The sequence below is a fragment of the Burkholderia sp. IDO3 genome, assembly GCF_003366075.1.
GTDB lineage: Bacteria > Pseudomonadota > Gammaproteobacteria > Burkholderiales > Burkholderiaceae > Burkholderia > Burkholderia anthina.
Genome location: NZ_CP028963.1, coordinates 2519071 through 2535141, shown reverse-complemented (window position 1 = coordinate 2535141; position 16071 = coordinate 2519071). Strand labels below are relative to the sequence as shown.

Genomic DNA, 16071 nt, shown 5'->3' with positions numbered 1-16071 from the left:
GCGTTATTTTTGAAACATAGCGCTATTATATTGGGCGTTTTACCGTCCGATTTGCGGCGGTTCGCAATGGATTGTTCTGAAATTGGAACGATGACATGAACATCGATGCACACAACCTGAACGACCTCATGTACTTTTCGCAGGTCGTCGAGCATGGCGGTTTCTCGGCGGCCGAGCGCGTGCTGGGTATCTCGAAATCGCGCCTGTCGCGGCGCCTGACCGAACTCGAGGCGGCGCTCGGCGTGCGCCTGCTGCAGCGCTCGACGCGCAAGCTCGCGCTGACCGAGGCGGGGGAACTGTTCTACCAGCACTGCCAGGCGATGCTCGCCGAAGCCCAGGCCGCGATGAACGCCGTGCAGCAACTGCGCGCGTCGCCGCGCGGTTCGGTGCGCGTCAGCGTGCCCGTCACGCTGTCGCAGACGATGCTGTCGCGCCTCCTCCCTGAATTCCTGCACCGCTATCCCGAAGTGAAGGTGCACATCCGTGTGACGAATCGCGTGATCGACCTGTTCGAGGATTCGATCGACGTCGCGTTGCGCGTGCGCTCGGAGCCGCCGCAGAACGCAAACATCGTCGTGCGGCCGCTGTGGCGTACCGAGCAGATGCTGGTCGGCGCGCCGAGCCTGCTGAACCAGAACGCGCCGCCGCTGGTGCCGGACGATCTGGCGCACTTCGAGACGCTCGATACGCCGAGCGTCGACGGGCGGCACGTGTTCAACCTGATCGCACCGGACGGTACGCGTCATTTGCACGAGCACGATCCGCGCCTCGTGACGGCCGACCTGATGACGATCCGCGAAGCGGTGCTCGACGGGCTCGGCATCGCGGCGCTGCCCGAGATGATGTACGGCAACGCGCTGCGCGCGGGCCAGCTGTCGCCGGTGATGCCGGGCTGGACGCTGCCGGTGCCGCAGCTCTATGCCGTGTTCGTCTCGCGGCAGGGGATGCCGCCGGCCGTGCGTGCGTTCGTCGACTATCTGGTCGAGAAGCTCGACCATGGCGAATACAAGCAGCCGGGGTGCCCCGAGCGCGCGAAGAAGGAAGCGGCGGCAGCCGATGCTTCGTCCACCTGAATGGAAGATGCGCGTCATGGCAAATTTGTTTTGTCATTGAAGCGCCGCCTGCAATCGCAAGTTTCAATCGGCGGGGCCTTGAATGCGCGAGCGCGCGGGCCTATATTGAAATCCCATTTCGTGAAGGAAGTTCTGAGCGGAATCAGGTGGCCGCATATATTGCGAGCCAGATAGGGCAGAACGCGCAGTCCGTGCAGACCACGGTAGCCGCATTTGCGTTGCTCGAGGTGCAACCGATACCGCCGAAGAGCCCGCCGCCCGAAGGCGCCCGCGTGCGCATGAAAAAAGGCCTTCATCTGGCGATGAAGGCCTTTTACTTTGTGTGCGGCCGGCAAGCTGCTACCGGCCACGCGCGCAACGCGCGTGCGTTACTTCGCCTTCGCGGCCGGCTCCGTCACGAAGCCGAGTTTCGTCAGGCCGCCGGCCTGCGCATCCGACATCACTTCGGCGACGCGCTCATATGCAACCTTGCGGTCGGCACGCAGGTGCAACTCCGGTTGAGGCTGATGCTGTGCCGCTTCCGCGATGTGCGCCTGCAGTTGTTCGCGCGTGACCGTCTCGTTGTTCCACAGGAGCGTGCCATTGCCTTCGATCGCGACGTCGACCGTTTGCGGTTTCTCGTCGACGGGTTGACTGCTTGCATGCGGCAGGTCGATTTTCACCGCGTGCTGCATCGCCGGGATCGTCACGAGGAAAATGATCAGGAGTACGAGCATGACGTCGACGAGCGGCGTCATGTTGATCTCGCTCATCACGCCATCGTCGTCATCGTCGCTGAAACCGGTGTTCATTGCCATGGTTCGCCCCGTCTCAGCTGGCGCGCGTCGCGAGACGCAGGCCGTCGCGGGTCGACGACGACGCGAGGCTCGCGCCCGTCACGAAGTACGCGTGCAGACCGTGTGCGAAGCGGCGCAGCTTGCTGACGACACCCTTGTTCGCGCGGGTCAGCGCGTTGTAGCCGAGCACCGCGGGAATCGCGACGAACAGGCCGAAGGCCGTCATGATCAGCGATTCGCCGACCGGGCCCGCGACCTGGTCGATCGACGTCTGGCCGGTTGCGCCGATCGCGAGCAGCGCGTGATAGATGCCCCAGACCGTGCCGAACAGGCCGACGAACGGTGCCGTGCTGCCGATCGACGCGAGAATCGCGAGGCCGGCCTGCATTCGCGAGATGCCTTCGTCCATCGTGTCCTTCAGGCAGCGCGTGACCCAGTCCGACACGTCCATGCGGTCGTGCAGGTGCGGTTGCGTCTGATGGTGGTGATCGGCGGCTTCCTTGCCCGACAGCGCGAGCGCGAGGAACGGGTTCTCGCTCGGCGTCGATGCGGTAAGGCCGAGCTTCTTGACGCCGTCGTCGAAATTGTCCGAATGCCAGAAGGCCTGCTCGGCATTCTTCGTGAGACGGTTCAAGCGAACCACGTTCCAGCCCTTGACGACGATCACGATCCACGACAGGACCGACATCACGAGCAGTGTGATCGCGATGGCGCGCGTGACGAAATCACCTTGCGCCCAGACGTGCGCGATACCGTAGCTTTGCATTTTCTTGTTTCCTTTGAATCTACCGAATATGACGGGTTAGTCGTCGAGCGTGAAGTTGAAGGGCAGCGTGTGGGCGGCGCGGATCGCCTGGCCGTTCTCGATGTACGGCGGACAGGTGCTGGCGCGCGTTGCCTCGAGCGCGGCTTCGTCGAGACGCGGGTAGCCGCTGCTCTTCTGCAACTGGACGCTTTCTATCTTGCCCGTCACGCCGATAATGAAGTGAACATAGGCGGTGCCCGTTTCGCCGCGTCGCTTCGACATCGACGGATAGGCGGGTTTCACGAAATTGCAGGTGAGCGCCGAGACGTTCTTCGGCGCGCTGACCTGCATCGTCTCGCGCGCCGGGCCGGGTGCTGCAGCCGGCGCAGCAGGCGCTGGTGCGGCGGGGGCCGGTGTCGGATCGATGGCTGCCGGCGCGGGTGTCGGCGACGGTGCCTGCGCGACCGGCTGAGGTGTCGGGATGGCTTTCCGCACTGGCCTGGGCTCGACCTTCGGCTTCACGCGAGGCGTGGGCTTGGGCGGCGTAGGTTGCTGTGCAGCCGACTGGACCGCGACCGGCTGGGCAGCCGGCGCCGGCGGAATGAGCTGCGCGGTGATCGACTGTACCGCGACTTCCTTCGGCGGCGGTGCGTTGCGATGGAGCCATGCGGCCGTCAGCATGATCGCGTGTGCGGCCAGCACACCGACCGCGACAGCGATGACCCGGGGATTCATACGTGGAGCAGCCGGCAAGACGCCGGCGGGAGCGGATTGTGAAGCCTGCATGTTAGCTTGAAAGAACGACGCCGCACCCGGGGGGCGACGGGTGAATCGGCATCACTTGCGGAAGATCAGCAGCGAGATGCAAACGGTGGTCACAAATCCGATCAGCAATTCCATAACAGGCTCCTTGGCAGGTAAGCCGCTGGCTCGCGCGGATGGTGGCTTGCTGACGGTCGAAACAAACAGTGCGGCCGGGCCGCATACGTACGCCCCGCGCCGCTCAGGCGGCCTTGCGGTCGTAGAACGTCACCGGGATCGGGTGAGCGTGGTGCTCGACACCGCACCGGCTCGCGCAGACACCTTGCTCGGCCATGAGGTCGCGTACGGACTCCTCGCACTTGCCGCAGCACATGGCCACGCCAAGCTCGAACTGGAGTTCATCGAAAGAGTTGACGCCCTCGGCGAGGGACGCGCGAATCTTGCGATCGGAAACAGACTTGCACACGCAGACGATCATGATGAGTTGCGATAGCTAACGTTAATGCGAATTATTATCATTAAATTTGCGGGCGTTGACAAGCCTGAGGCGGGCTTTTTTTAAGGTCATCGGACCCTTGAAACGAAAGGTGCGGCGGGAGCGGGCGTACCGGCGGCGTGCCGGCCCGCGTCAGGCGGTTGCGCAGGCGCGCGCGTTCGGCGAGGAAATGGTGACGGATTCGACCGGCGCATCGAGGCCGAGGAGCGTCGACGCGAGCGCGCGCAACTGCAGGCCGTCGCTGGTCGAGCAGAAGCGTGGCGGCGCGGCGTGCGTGCCGGCCGGCGCGCGCAGGCCGCGTTCGTCGAGCACGCGCGTGAGCTGGCGGGCGATGGCGTCGCTCGTGTCGACGAGCGTCAGGCGGTCGCCAACAAGGTCACGGATCGTTTCGGTGAAGAACGGGTAGTGCGTGCAACCGAGTACCAGCGTATCGGCGCCGTCGTCGAGCATCGGCTGCAGGTAACGCGCGAGCAGCGCGCGCAACGCGGGCGAGTCGGTGTCGCCGCGTTCGATCGCTTCGACGAGCCCGTGGCCGGGTTGGCAGATGAAGCGGCGGCCGGCGCCGTAGCGGTCGAGCAGCGCCTGGAAGCGCGGGCTGTTCAGTGTCGATTGGGTCGCGAGGACGCCCGCGACGCCGGTCGACGACAGCGCGGCGGCCGGCTTGATGCCCGGCTCGACACCGACGAGCGGTATCGACAGGCGTTCGCGGATGGCCGCGATCGCTCGCGCCGTTGCGGTGTTGCATGCGATGACGAGCGCCTTCGCGCCTTCGCGGGCGAGCCACTCGCCGATCGCCAGCGTGCGTTCCGTAATGAACGCCTCGTCGCGCAGCCCATACGGCGCATGCTGCGAATCGGCAACGTAGATGAACGATTCGCCGGGCAGGTGCGCGCGCACGGCGCGCAGCACCGACAGGCCGCCGAGCCCAGAATCGAAGATACCGACGGGGGCAGCGGGGCGGACCCCGGAAGCGGCTGGCTGGTTCGTCATCGTCATGCGGGCGGCGCGGTGGCGATCGTTGCGCTTACTCGGACGCGCCCATCATCGTTTGCTGGTAGTTCTGCAGGCCGACCTTGCCGATCAGGTCGATCTGCGTTTCCAGCCAGTCGATGTGCTCTTCGGTGTCGTCGAGGATCTTCTCGAAGATCTCGCGCGACACGTAGTCACGCACCGATTCGCAGTAGGCGATGGCTTCCTTGCAGGTGGACTGCGAAATCTGCTCGAGCTTCAGGTCGCACTTCAGGATCTCTTCGGTTTCCTCGCCGATGAGCAGCTTGTGCAGGTCCTGCAGGTTCGGCAGGCCGTCGAGCATGAACACGCGCTCGATCAGCCAGTCGGCGTGTTTCATTTCGCCGATCGATTCGTCGTATTCGTGCTTGCCGAGCTTCTCGAGGCCCCAGTGCTTGTACATGCGCGCATGCAGGAAGTACTGGTTGATCGCCGTGAGTTCGTTCTTCAGTTGGGCGTTCAGATATTCGATGACTTTCTTGTCGCCTTGCATGGCTGTTCCTTGTTCAGTGGGGGCTTCAGAAACCGAACGATAATCGCTCGAACGAGAAAAGCCAAGCCTCAAAGCCTTGTCGGGCCTGCCTTTTGCGTGTAATGAGAATCAGCCTTGAATATCCGGCCGGGCGCAATAATGAGAATGAGAAGTAAAAAGGCCGGACTTCCGTCCGGCCTTTCGTTCGATCGCGCTTAAGCGGTTGCGACCGGGATCTTGCCGATCTTTGCCTGCCACTCCTTCGGGCCGGTTTGATGCACCGACGTGCCCGACGAATCGACGGCCACCGTCACCGGCATGTCCTGCACGTCGAACTCGTAGATGGCTTCCATGCCGAGGTCTTCGAATGCGAGCACCTTCGAGCCGCGGATCGCCTTCGACACGAGGTACGCCGCGCCGCCGACCGCCATCAGGTATGCAGCCTTGTGCTTCTTGATCGCGTCGATCGCGACCGGGCCGCGTTCCGCCTTGCCGACCATCGAGATCAGGCCCGTCTGGGCGAGCATCGTCTCGGTGAACTTGTCCATCCGCGTCGCCGTCGTCGGGCCTGCCGGGCCGACCACTTCGTCACGGACCGGGTCGACCGGGCCGACGTAGTAGATCACGCGGTTGGTGAAGTCGACCGGCAGCTTCTCGCCCTTCGCGAGCATGTCGGCGATGCGCTTGTGCGCGGCATCGCGGCCCGTGAGCATCTTGCCCGACAGCAGCAGCGTCTGGCCGGGAGCCCAGCTCGCGACTTCTTCCGGCGTCAGCGTGTTCAGGTCGACGCGCTTGCTCGTTTCCGTGTTCGGTTCCCACTGGACCTTCGGCCATGCGTCGAGCGACGGCGCTTCGAGCTTCGCGGGGCCCGAGCCGTCGAGCACGAAGTGCGCGTGGCGCGTCGCCGCGCAGTTCGGGATCAGCGCGACCGGCTTCGACGCCGCGTGCGTCGGGGCCGCCATGATCTTCACGTCGAGCACGGTTGCGAGGCCGCCGAGGCCCTGCGCGCCGATACCCAGCGCGTTGACTTTCTCGTGCAGCTCGACGCGCAGTTCCTCGACCCAGTCCTTCGGGCCGCGCGCGATGATTTCCTGGATGTCGATCGGCTCCATCAGCGATTCCTTCGCCATCAGCATCGCCTTTTCAGCGGTGCCGCCGATGCCGATCCCGAGCATGCCGGGCGGGCACCAGCCCGCGCCCATCGTCGGGACCGTCTTCAGCACCCAGTCGACGATCGAGTCGGACGGGTTGAGCATCACGAACTTCGACTTGTTCTCCGAGCCGCCGCCCTTCGCCGCGACCTGCACGTCGACCTTGTCGCCCGGCACGATCTCGTAGTGGATCACGGCCGGCGTGTTGTCCTTCGTGTTCTTGCGGGCGCCTTCCGGCGGATTGACGATCGATGCGCGCAGCACGTTGTCCGGGTGCGTGTAACCGCGGCGCACGCCTTCGTTGATCATGTCGGTGAGGCCCATCGTCGCGCCGTCCCAGCGCACGTCCATGCCGACCTTCACGAAGATCGTGACGATGCCGGTGTCCTGGCAGATCGGGCGGCGGCCTTCCGCGCACATGCGGCTGTTCGTGAGGATCTGCGCGATCGCGTCCTTCGCGGCCGGGCTCTCTTCCAGCTCGTACGCGCGGCCGAGTGCCTGGATGTAGTCGAGCGGATGGTAGTAGCTGATGTACTGCAGCGAATCCGCGATGCTCTGGATCAGGTCTTCCTGTTTGATGACGGTCATGGCTGAGACTCTGTGGGGACTTGTGGGGAATGCGTTGCGGCGGTTCAGGCCGCAGGTCGGGACGCCGCTGGCGCATGCGTCTCGTGGAAATGGGCCGGGTGCGTGTGCGTCGTCAGGCGGTCGACCCACGCCATCACGAGTGCCGACACGAGGAACGACACGTGGATGATCACCTGCCACATGATCGCGTGCGTCGTGTGCTGGTCCGGGTTGATGAAGGTCTTCAGCAGATGGATCGACGAGATGCTGATGAGCGCCATCGACAGCTTGACCTTCAGCACACCCGCGTTCACATGGTCGAGCCACTCGGGCTCGTCGGGGTGGCCGTCGATGCCGAGACGCGACACGAACGTTTCGTAGCCGCCGACGATCACCATGATCAGCAGGTTCGAGATCATTACGACGTCGATCAAGCCGAGCACCGCGAGCATCACGCTGACTTCGTCGAGGCTGCTCGCGTGCGACAGCAGGTGCCAGACTTCTTTCAGGAACAGGAATACGTAGATGGCTTGCGCGACGATCAGGCCCAGATAAAGCGGAACCTGGAGCCAGCGGCTCATGAAGATCAGCGCGGGCAGCGGGCGCAGCGGACGACGGGCGGGGCCGGGCAAATGCGGGGCAGACATGATTGAGGTGCGGGCGCGGTGCGCAGGTATCGGGGGGTAATCTCGAAAAGGCGCGCTATTGTAACGCGTCGGCCGGCGCGACTGCAGCGACGCGCCGGTACTTCCGGGGACGGATCAGGCTGCTGCTGCCGGCACGCGCTTGCCGCGCAGGCTGGCGAGGCCGATGCCGGCGACGACGCACGCGAGCGCGATGCCGTGTGCGAGCGTCGGGCGCTCGCCGAGGAACGCGATGCCATAGGCGGCTGCCGCGATCGGCAACACCGCGCTGAACACGCCGGCGAGACTGCCCGGCACGTGGCGGATCCCCTTCATCCACAGCCAGAACGAGAAGATGCTGGCCGACAGCCCGTACCAGACCACCAGCGCCCAGGTGCCGGCCGGCACGCTCGCGTAATCGAAATGCCACAGCGCCGTCGCGCCGAGCGGCAGCATCAGCAGCAGGCCGAACAGGTGCGTGTATGCACAGATGTCGATCGGCGCGAGCGTCTGCGTGAGACGGCGCGACAGGATCACGTAGATCGATTCGCAGCATACGGCGCCGAGGATCAGCAGGTTGCCGGTCAGCGAGCCGGACGATGCGCCGCCGGCGCCGTGCGCGGACGCGCTGCCCGCGCTACCGTTGGCGAGGTTGATCGTCACGACGCCCGCGATCGCGAGTGCGATCGACACGAGCGCGCGGCCGTTCGGCTTTTCGCGCAGGATCAGCCACGCGAACAGTGCGACGATGGCCGGGATCGTGCTCGTGATCACGCCGGCCGCGACCGCGCTGGTGTGCTGCACGCCGTTGAGCATCAGCAGCGTGAACATGAAGGTGCCGAAGAACGCCTGCAGGAACAGGTTCAGCCATTCCGCGCGGCGGACCGCCCGCATCTTCACCGGACTGAACAGCGGCCACAGCACGGCGATCGCGATCACGAACCGCAGCGTCGCGAGGATGGCGACCGGGACGAAGACGACGATGGATTTACCGATACCGACGTTGCTGCCGACGAACAGCATCGACAGGATGAGGAAGAGGGCGTAGCGATTCAAGCTGGAATCCGGGAGGCGAGTTCAGTTAGGATTGTAGAGTCGCGGTTGTAACAGCGTAAAGCTGACCGTGCAGCGGCTGACCGTAAAGCGGCGCGGCCCGGTGTGCGAAACGGCGCGGTCGCGTAAGTGACGGGTAAGTTCAGGCGCTTATCGTGGAAACCGCCGGGCCGTACGTCCACCGTCTCGTGACGTGGTGCGGCGCAGCATCGCGCGCAGCCTTCGGGCTGCGCGCGGGTGAGTGGGAGACAGCGGCGCGCATGCGCCGGCCAAGACGCGCGGCGCGCACGATCGCGCCGCCATGCAGAGGATTCATGTTCACCAAGGGGTAGTCGATGTCTGCGATTGAATCGGTTCTTCACGAAACCCGCCAGTTTGCGCCGCCCGAGGCGCTCGAGAAGGCGGCGACCATTTCCGGCATGCCGGCCTACCAGGCGCTGGCCGCCGAAGCCGAGCGCGATTACGAAGGCTTCTGGGCGCGTCTCGCACGCGAAGGCCTCAGCTGGCACAAGCCGTTCACCCAGGTGCTCGACGAGCGCGACGCACCGTTCTACAAGTGGTTCGACGACGGCGAGCTCAACGCGTCGTACAACTGCCTCGACCGCCACGTCGAAGCCGGCAACGGCCAGCGCGTCGCGGTGATCTTCGAGGCCGACGACGGCACCGTCACGCGCGTCACCTATGCCGACCTCCTCGCACGCGTGTCGCGCTTCGCCAATGCGCTGAAGAAACGCGGGATCGCCAAGGGCGACCGCGTCGTCATCTACATGCCGATGTCGATCGAAGGCATCGTCGCGATGCAGGCCTGCGCGCGCATCGGCGCGACGCACTCGGTCGTGTTCGGCGGCTTCTCCGCGAAATCGCTGAACGAGCGGCTCGTCGACGTCGGCGCCGTCGCGCTCGTCACCGCCGACGAACAGGCGCGCGGCGGCAAGACGCTGCCGCTCAAGAGCATCGCCGACGAAGCCATCGCGATGGGCGGCTGCGAAGCCGTCAAGAGCGTGATCGTCTATCGCCGCACCGGCGGCAAGATCGACTGGCATGCCGAGCGCGACCTGTGGATGCACGCGCTGGCGGACGCCGAGTCCGACACGTGCGCGCCGGAATGGGTCGGCGCCGAGCATCCGCTGTTCATCCTCTATACGTCGGGCTCGACCGGCAAGCCGAAGGGCGTGCAGCACAGCACGGGCGGCTACCTGCTGTGGGCCGCGCAGACGATGAAGTGGACCTTCGACTGGAAACCCGACGACGTGTTCTGGTGCACGGCCGACATCGGCTGGGTCACCGGCCACACGTACATCACGTACGGCCCGCTCGCATGCGGCGGCACGCAGGTGGTGTTCGAGGGCGTGCCGACCTGGCCGGACGCCGGCCGCTTCTGGAAGATGATCGGCGACCACAAGGTCACGGTGTTCTACACCGCGCCGACCGCGATCCGTTCGCTGATCAAGGCCGCCGAGGCCGACGACAAGGTCCACCCGAAGAGCTACGACCTGTCGAGCCTGCGCATCATCGGCACGGTCGGCGAGCCGATCAATCCGGAAGCGTGGATGTGGTACCACAAGCACGTCGGCCAGGAACGCTGCCCGATCGTCGACACGTGGTGGCAGACCGAAACCGGCGGCCACATGATCACGCCGCTGCCGGGCGCGACGCCGACGGTGCCGGGTTCGTGCACGCTGCCGCTGCCGGGCATCATGGCGGCGGTGGTCGACGAGACGGGCCAGGACGTGCCGAACGGGCAAGGCGGCATCCTCGTCGTCAAGCGTCCGTGGCCGGCGATGATCCGCACGATCTGGGGCGACCCGGAGCGCTTCAGGAAGAGCTACTACCCCGAGGAGCTCGGCGGGCGGCTGTATCTGGCCGGCGACGGCACCGTGCGCGACAAGGACACCGGCTACTTCACGATCATGGGCCGGATCGACGACGTGCTGAACGTGTCGGGCCACCGGCTCGGCACGATGGAGATCGAGTCGGCGCTGGTGTCGCACGAACTGGTTGCCGAAGCGGCGGTGGTCGGGCGCCCGGACGACACGACGGGCGAGGCAGTGGTCGCGTTCGTGGTGCTGAAGCGTTCGCGTCCGGAAGGCGAGGAGGCCGCGGCGCTCGCGAAGTCGTTGCGCGACTGGGTCGGCAAGCAGATCGGGCCGATCGCGAAGCCGAAGGACATCCGCTTCGGCGACAACCTGCCGAAGACGCGCTCGGGCAAGATCATGCGGCGCCTGCTGCGCTCGCTCGCGAAGGGCGAGGCGATCACGCAGGACACCTCCACGCTCGAGAACCCGGCGATCCTCGACCAGCTCGCCGAAGTGCGCTGATCGCGCCAGTTGCGCGCATTGCGCGTACGAGCCCCTGCGCGGCAATCCCGATTGCCCGCGCAGGGGCTTTTTGCTAAATAACGGCATGACCGTTTCGTCCCGTCCGCGTCCGGCGCGCGCCGTGCCGCCACCCGTTCCCGAGCCGCTTGCGCGTGCGCATGCGCGCTATTGGCGCTTCAACGTCGCGCTGATCGCGGTGCTGATGGCGATCGGCTTTACGGTGTCGTTCGTCGTGCCGTTCTTCGCGCCCGCGCTCGCGGGCTTTCGCTTCGCCGGTTTCAGCCTGCCGTTCTACGTCGGCGCGCAAGGCGCGATTCTCGTGTATCTCGTGCTGATCGTCGTCTACATCGGCCTGATGCAGCGCGCGGATCGCATGCTGCGCCGCGCGTACGACGACCATGCCATGCACGCGAGCGATGCGCACAATGCCCGCTGATCCATGCTGACGCATCGACTGATTCGCGCGTACGCGCTCTACACGCTCGGCTTTCTCGGCTTCATCGCGTTGCTGTGGCGAATCGAGCGCGCGACCGGCTCCGGCGTGTGGATCGGCTACGTGTTCCTGTTCGTGCCGATCGCCGTGTATGCGGTGATCGGACTGTTGTCGCGCACGTCCGATCTCGTCGAATACTACGTGGCCGGGCGGCGCGTGCCGTCCGCGTTCAACGGGATGGCGACGGCGGCCGACTGGCTGTCGGCGGCGTCGTTCATCGGGCTCGCCGGCTCGCTTTACGCCACCGGCTACGATGCGCTCGCCTACGTGATGGGCTGGACGGGCGGCTTCTGCCTCGTCGCGTTTTTGCTCGCGCCGTATGTGCGCAAGCTCGCGCGCTACACGATTCCCGATTTTCTCGGCACGCGCTTTTCGAGCACCGCCGTGCGCGCGCTCGCGGCCGGCGCGGCGATCCTGTGCTCGTTCGTCTATCTGGTCGCGCAGATCCAGGGGATCGGGCTGATCGCGACGCGCTTCATCGGTGTCGATTTCGCGATCGGGATCTTCTGCGGGCTCGCCGGCATTCTCGTGTGTTCGTTTCTCGGCGGGATGCGCGCGGTCACGTGGACGCAGGTCGCGCAGTACATCATCCTGATCAGCGCGATCCTGATACCGGTGTCGCTGATCGCGATGAAGAACGGGCTCGGGCCGGTGCCGCAGTTCAATTACGGCAAGCTGATGGAGCGGGTGGCGGCGCGCGAGGCGCAGGTGCGCGACGCAGCCGAAGAGCAGCAGGTGCGCGATGCGTATCGGCGGCAGGCCGCGGTCATCCAGACGCAGCTCGACCGCTTGCCGGCGTCGTATGCGGATGCGCGGCGACAACTCGTCGACCAGCTTGCCGACTTGCGGCGCCACAACGGTCCGCTGCGCGAGATCAATCAGCGCGAGCGCGAGCTGGCCGATTTTCCGCGTGACCCGACGGCGGCGCGCGTCGCGTGGACACAGACGCGCGACGACCTGCTTGCGCGCGCCGAGCCGCCGGTGCCGATGCACGAGCCGTTTCCCGCCGCGAACGACGACGAGCGCAAGCCGCGCGAGCGGAATTTCCTCGCGCTGCTGCTGTGCCTGTCGCTCGGCACCGCGAGCCTGCCGCACATCCTGACGCGCTACAACACGACGACGTCGGTGGCGTCCGCGCGCCGTTCGGTCGGGTGGACGCTGTTCTTCATCGCGCTGTTCTACCTGAGCGTGCCGGTGCTCGCGGTGATGATCAAGTACGAGATTCTTGCGAACCTCGTCGGGCGGCCGATCGCCGAATTGCCCGCGTGGGTCACGCAGTGGCATCACTTCGAACCCGACCTGATCAGTGTCGTCGAGGTGATTCGCGACGGCATCGTGCACTGGTCGGAAATCCAGATGCAGCCGGACATGGTCGTGCTGGCCGCGCCGGAGATCGCGGGGTTGCCGTATGTGGTGTCGGGGTTGATCGCGGCCGGTGCACTGGCGGCTGCGTTGTCGACCGCGGACGGGTTGCTGCTGACGATCGCGAATGCGTTGTCGCACGACGTCTATTACTGCATGGTCGCGCCGGATGCGTCGAGCCAGCGGCGCGTGACGATCTCGAAGGTGCTGCTGCTCGGCGTCGCGCTGTTCGCGTCGTATGTCGCGTCGCTCAATACGGGGAAGATCCTGTTTCTGGTGGGGGCGGCGTTTTCACTCGCGGCGTCGAGTTTCTTTCCGGTGCTGGTGCTCGGGGTGTTCTGGAAACGGACGACGACGCGCGGTGCGATCGCCGGGATGGTGACGGGGCTCGCGGTGTGCGTGTACTACATCGTGTCGACGTATCCGTACTTCACGCAGCTCACGGGGTTTGCCGGGCGCACGTGGTTCGGGATCGAGCCGATCAGTTCGGGCGTGTTCGGTGTGCCGGCCGGGTTCGCGGTGGCGATTGCGGTGAGCTTGCTCGACCGGCCGCCGGATGAATATACGCGGGCGTTGGTGGATTACATCAGGCATCCGTGAGGGGCGCGACCGATCCCGGCGGCGCGGGATTTTCCGTCGGCGGGCGCAACGCCGGTGTTCAGCGAGCGATAAAGAAAAAGCCCCGCAGATCGTTGATTCTGCGGGGCTTTCAGTATGTCTGGCGGAGAGAGGGGGATTCGAACCCCCGATAGGCGATTAACCTATACACGCTTTCCAGGCGTGCGACTTAAACCACTCATCCATCTCTCCGGAAGACCGAGAGTATAGCAAACTCTGGCGGCCCCTCGCCACCCCCTTTCGACGACCCGTCGAAGCTGCCCGGAATCCGGCCGCCGGGGCCCGCGCGGCGGGCCTTCGCCCGCGTCAGAAGTCCGTCGTCATCGACAGCCATACCGAGCGCGGATCGCCCTGTGTCAGATACCCGCCGATCGTCGACGACCAGTACGACTTGTTCGCGACGTTGCGCACGGTCGCGCGGAACGTCGTCTTCTTGCCGAACAGTTCGGTCGCATAACGCGCGCCGAGATCGAAACGGTCCCACGCCGGGATCGACATCGTGTTCGCGACGTCGAGGTATTGCGGCCCCGTGTGGATCCAGCGCGCGGTCAGCGTGAGGCCGTGCAGCGCCGGCACGTCGTATTCGGCGCCCGCATTGAGCAGGAACGACGGCACGCCGATCGGCCGGTTGCCGTCGTTGGTGCCGCCGGCCGTGTTCTGCAGCGTCGCGTTCAGGTAGGTCGCGCCCGCGATCAATCGCACGCCCTTCCACGGTTCGCCGTACACGGCCGTCTCGATGCCGCGATGGCGCTGCGTGCCGTCGGCGCCGAACACGTTCGACGACGGATCGGTGTACGCCATCGGCTTCTCGATCTGGAACAGCGCAAGCGAGGCGCCGTATTTGTTCGTGTCGTAGCGAATGCCGGCCTCGACCTGCTTCGAGCGGTAGGGCGACAGCGACTGGTTTGCGTTGCGCGCGGTGCTCGGCGCGATTTCGCCCTGCGCGAGCGCCTCGCTGCGGTTCGCGAAGATCGATACGTTCTGCCACGGCTTCAACACGAGACCGAACACGGGCGTCGTGATCGCGTCGCTGTACGTGGACGACACCGCGCCCGTGTAGTCGAAGTTGTCGACCGAGATCGACTGGCGGCGCGCACCGATCGTGAACAGCACGCGATCGTTGAGGAAGCCGATGGTGTCGGACACCGCGACGCTGCGCAGCCACGTCTTCATCACCGTGCCCGGATCATCCATGTCGCCGCCCGCATAGGCGGTCGACGGAAACGCGACGGCCGACGGATCGTAGAGCGTCGTCGGGAACGCGCTCGACATCGTGTAGGCGGACTGGCTGTCGATACGGATGAACGACGCGCCGAGCGTCACGAAATGCGACACGGGGCCGGTCGTGAAACGGCCGCGCACGCCGGCTTCGGCCGACTGCGCGTCCTCCTTGTGCGGCACGCTCAGGCGCGAGCCGGTCGTGCCGGACGACGAGTAGGTCGGCGTGTAGTAGTCGCCATGCTCGTTCGTGTGACGCACGCCGGCCGCGACATAGGCGGTCCACGCGGGCAGGAAGTCATATTCGGCGCGCACGATGCCGACGGTGTCCTCGAGCTCGCTGTAGCTCCACGGCTGCGCATAGTTGTGCGTGGCCGACGGCACGCCCGGCAACTGGTTGCCGTTCACGAGCACGACGGAGCGGCCGCCGTCGATCCGCTGCCGCTGATACAGGAAATCGCCGGACACGCGCAGCTTGTCGCCGCGCCAGTCGAGCGACACGGCCGTCACATTGTTGCGGCGGCGCTCGCCGTCGACGGCCGTGTCGCCGCCGCCGATCGACTGGTTCACGCGCACGCCGAACTGCCCTTCGTTGCCGAAGCGGCGGCCGACGTCGACGTGCGTGCCGAGCGAGCCGGATACGGAGCCGTCGACGGTCACGCGCGTGAGCGGCTTGTCGTCCGCGCGTTTCAACTGCAGGTTCACGCCGCCGCCGATCGCCGAGCCGTTCGGCGACGCGCCGTTCAGGAACGCATTCGCACCCTTGAAGACGTCGACGCGCTCGATCGCGTCGGTTTCGACGAGCTGGCGCGGGGTGACGCCGTACAGGCCGTTCAGCGACACGTCGTCACCGTCGAGCTCGAAGCCGCGGATCACGAACACCTGCGAGTAGTTGCCGTACCCGGATGCGCTGCGCACGGCCGGATCGTTGTCGAGCACGTCGGCGAGCGTGCGCGCCTGCTGGTCCTCGATCAGTTTCGACGTATAGGTGGTCATGCTGAACGGCACGTCGCTCGCCTTTTGCCGGCCGAGCACGCCGAAGTCCGCGCCGCGCGCGACCTGACCGCCCGCATAGGTCGGCGCGAGGTCGCCCGGCAGCGGATCGGCGGTGCCGGTGACGTTGATCGATGGCAGCACGGCGGTGTCGGCGGCGGGCGCCGGCGCGGTGTCGGAGGAGACGGCCGAGGCGGCGGCCGTCTGTGCGAGCGCGGCGGCAGGCATCGCGCAGGCAAGCGCAATGCCGAAAGCAATTGGCGTAAGACGCCGGACAGGAAACGAGAGTGTCGACATGGGACGCAAAACGGATGTGGTCGGGTGGTCCGTCCCAGGGTGGCAA

The 16071-nt window shown here is 65.8% G+C and carries 14 protein-coding genes and 1 tRNA gene; 4 read left to right on the top strand and 11 right to left on the bottom strand.

Annotated features, from left to right (window positions below; translation table 11 throughout):
• Positions 1-95: 95 nt before the first annotated feature.
• On the top strand, positions 96-1073 hold the full coding sequence (locus DCN14_RS26455) for a LysR family transcriptional regulator (protein WP_096508965.1): 978 nt from the start codon (positions 96-98) through the stop codon (positions 1071-1073).
• A gap of 368 nt (positions 1074-1441) precedes the next feature.
• On the opposite strand, the gene DCN14_RS26450 is transcribed toward DCN14_RS26455, so the two are convergent.
• From DCN14_RS26450 to DCN14_RS26410, 9 genes are all read right to left on the bottom strand, one after another.
• Positions 1442-1870, bottom strand: a complete 429-nt coding sequence (locus tag DCN14_RS26450; protein ID WP_096508964.1) for a biopolymer transporter ExbD — start codon at positions 1868-1870, stop codon at positions 1442-1444.
• 13 nt (positions 1871-1883) lie between these two features.
• Complete coding sequence (locus tag DCN14_RS26445) at positions 1884-2615, bottom strand: MotA/TolQ/ExbB proton channel family protein (protein ID WP_096508963.1); 732 nt, start codon at positions 2613-2615, stop codon at positions 1884-1886.
• 36 nt (positions 2616-2651) lie between these two features.
• Entirely contained in the window at positions 2652-3380 is a 729-nt protein-coding gene (locus DCN14_RS26440) for an energy transducer TonB (protein WP_096508962.1), read from the bottom strand.
• Between the two features lie 217 nt (positions 3381-3597).
• Entirely contained in the window at positions 3598-3834 is a 237-nt protein-coding gene (locus DCN14_RS26435; protein WP_096508961.1) for a (2Fe-2S)-binding protein, read from the bottom strand.
• Positions 3835-3984: 150 nt separating this feature from the next.
• Positions 3985-4842 (bottom strand): glutamate racemase, encoded by an 858-nt coding sequence (murI, locus tag DCN14_RS26430; protein WP_096508976.1) that lies wholly within the window; start codon positions 4840-4842, stop codon positions 3985-3987.
• A 34-nt stretch (positions 4843-4876) separates the two neighbouring features.
• Positions 4877-5353 (bottom strand): bacterioferritin, encoded by a 477-nt coding sequence (gene bfr, locus DCN14_RS26425; protein WP_096508960.1) that lies wholly within the window; start codon positions 5351-5353, stop codon positions 4877-4879.
• A 194-nt stretch (positions 5354-5547) separates the two neighbouring features.
• Positions 5548-7071 (bottom strand): fumarate hydratase, encoded by a 1524-nt coding sequence (locus tag DCN14_RS26420; protein ID WP_096508959.1) that lies wholly within the window; start codon positions 7069-7071, stop codon positions 5548-5550.
• Between the two features lie 44 nt (positions 7072-7115).
• Positions 7116-7697, bottom strand: a complete 582-nt coding sequence (locus DCN14_RS26415; RefSeq protein WP_096508958.1) for a TIGR00645 family protein — start codon at positions 7695-7697, stop codon at positions 7116-7118.
• A gap of 114 nt (positions 7698-7811) precedes the next feature.
• Positions 7812-8729 (bottom strand): DMT family transporter, encoded by a 918-nt coding sequence (locus tag DCN14_RS26410; protein WP_096508957.1) that lies wholly within the window; start codon positions 8727-8729, stop codon positions 7812-7814.
• Between the two features lie 332 nt (positions 8730-9061).
• Between DCN14_RS26410 and acs the strand changes: the two genes are divergently transcribed.
• The 3 genes from acs to DCN14_RS26390 all read left to right on the top strand — a co-directional run bounded on the left by acs (position 9062) and on the right by DCN14_RS26390 (position 13499).
• Positions 9062-11044 (top strand): acetate--CoA ligase, encoded by a 1983-nt coding sequence (gene acs, locus DCN14_RS26400; protein ID WP_115531451.1) that lies wholly within the window; start codon positions 9062-9064, stop codon positions 11042-11044.
• A gap of 85 nt (positions 11045-11129) precedes the next feature.
• Entirely contained in the window at positions 11130-11480 is a 351-nt protein-coding gene (locus tag DCN14_RS26395) for a DUF4212 domain-containing protein (RefSeq protein ID WP_096509023.1), read from the top strand.
• A gap of 3 nt (positions 11481-11483) precedes the next feature.
• Positions 11484-13499: a sodium:solute symporter family protein gene (locus DCN14_RS26390; protein WP_096509024.1), complete on the top strand. Its 2016-nt coding sequence runs from the start codon at positions 11484-11486 to the stop codon at positions 13497-13499.
• A 119-nt stretch (positions 13500-13618) separates the two neighbouring features.
• Here the strand turns inward: DCN14_RS26390 and DCN14_RS26385 are convergent.
• Together DCN14_RS26385 and DCN14_RS26380 are read right to left on the bottom strand one after the other, a co-directional pair.
• A tRNA-Ser gene (locus DCN14_RS26385) sits at positions 13619-13709 on the bottom strand.
• A gap of 114 nt (positions 13710-13823) precedes the next feature.
• Positions 13824-16025: a TonB-dependent siderophore receptor gene (locus DCN14_RS26380; RefSeq protein ID WP_096509025.1), complete on the bottom strand. Its 2202-nt coding sequence runs from the start codon at positions 16023-16025 to the stop codon at positions 13824-13826.
• Positions 16026-16071 lie beyond the last annotated feature (46 nt).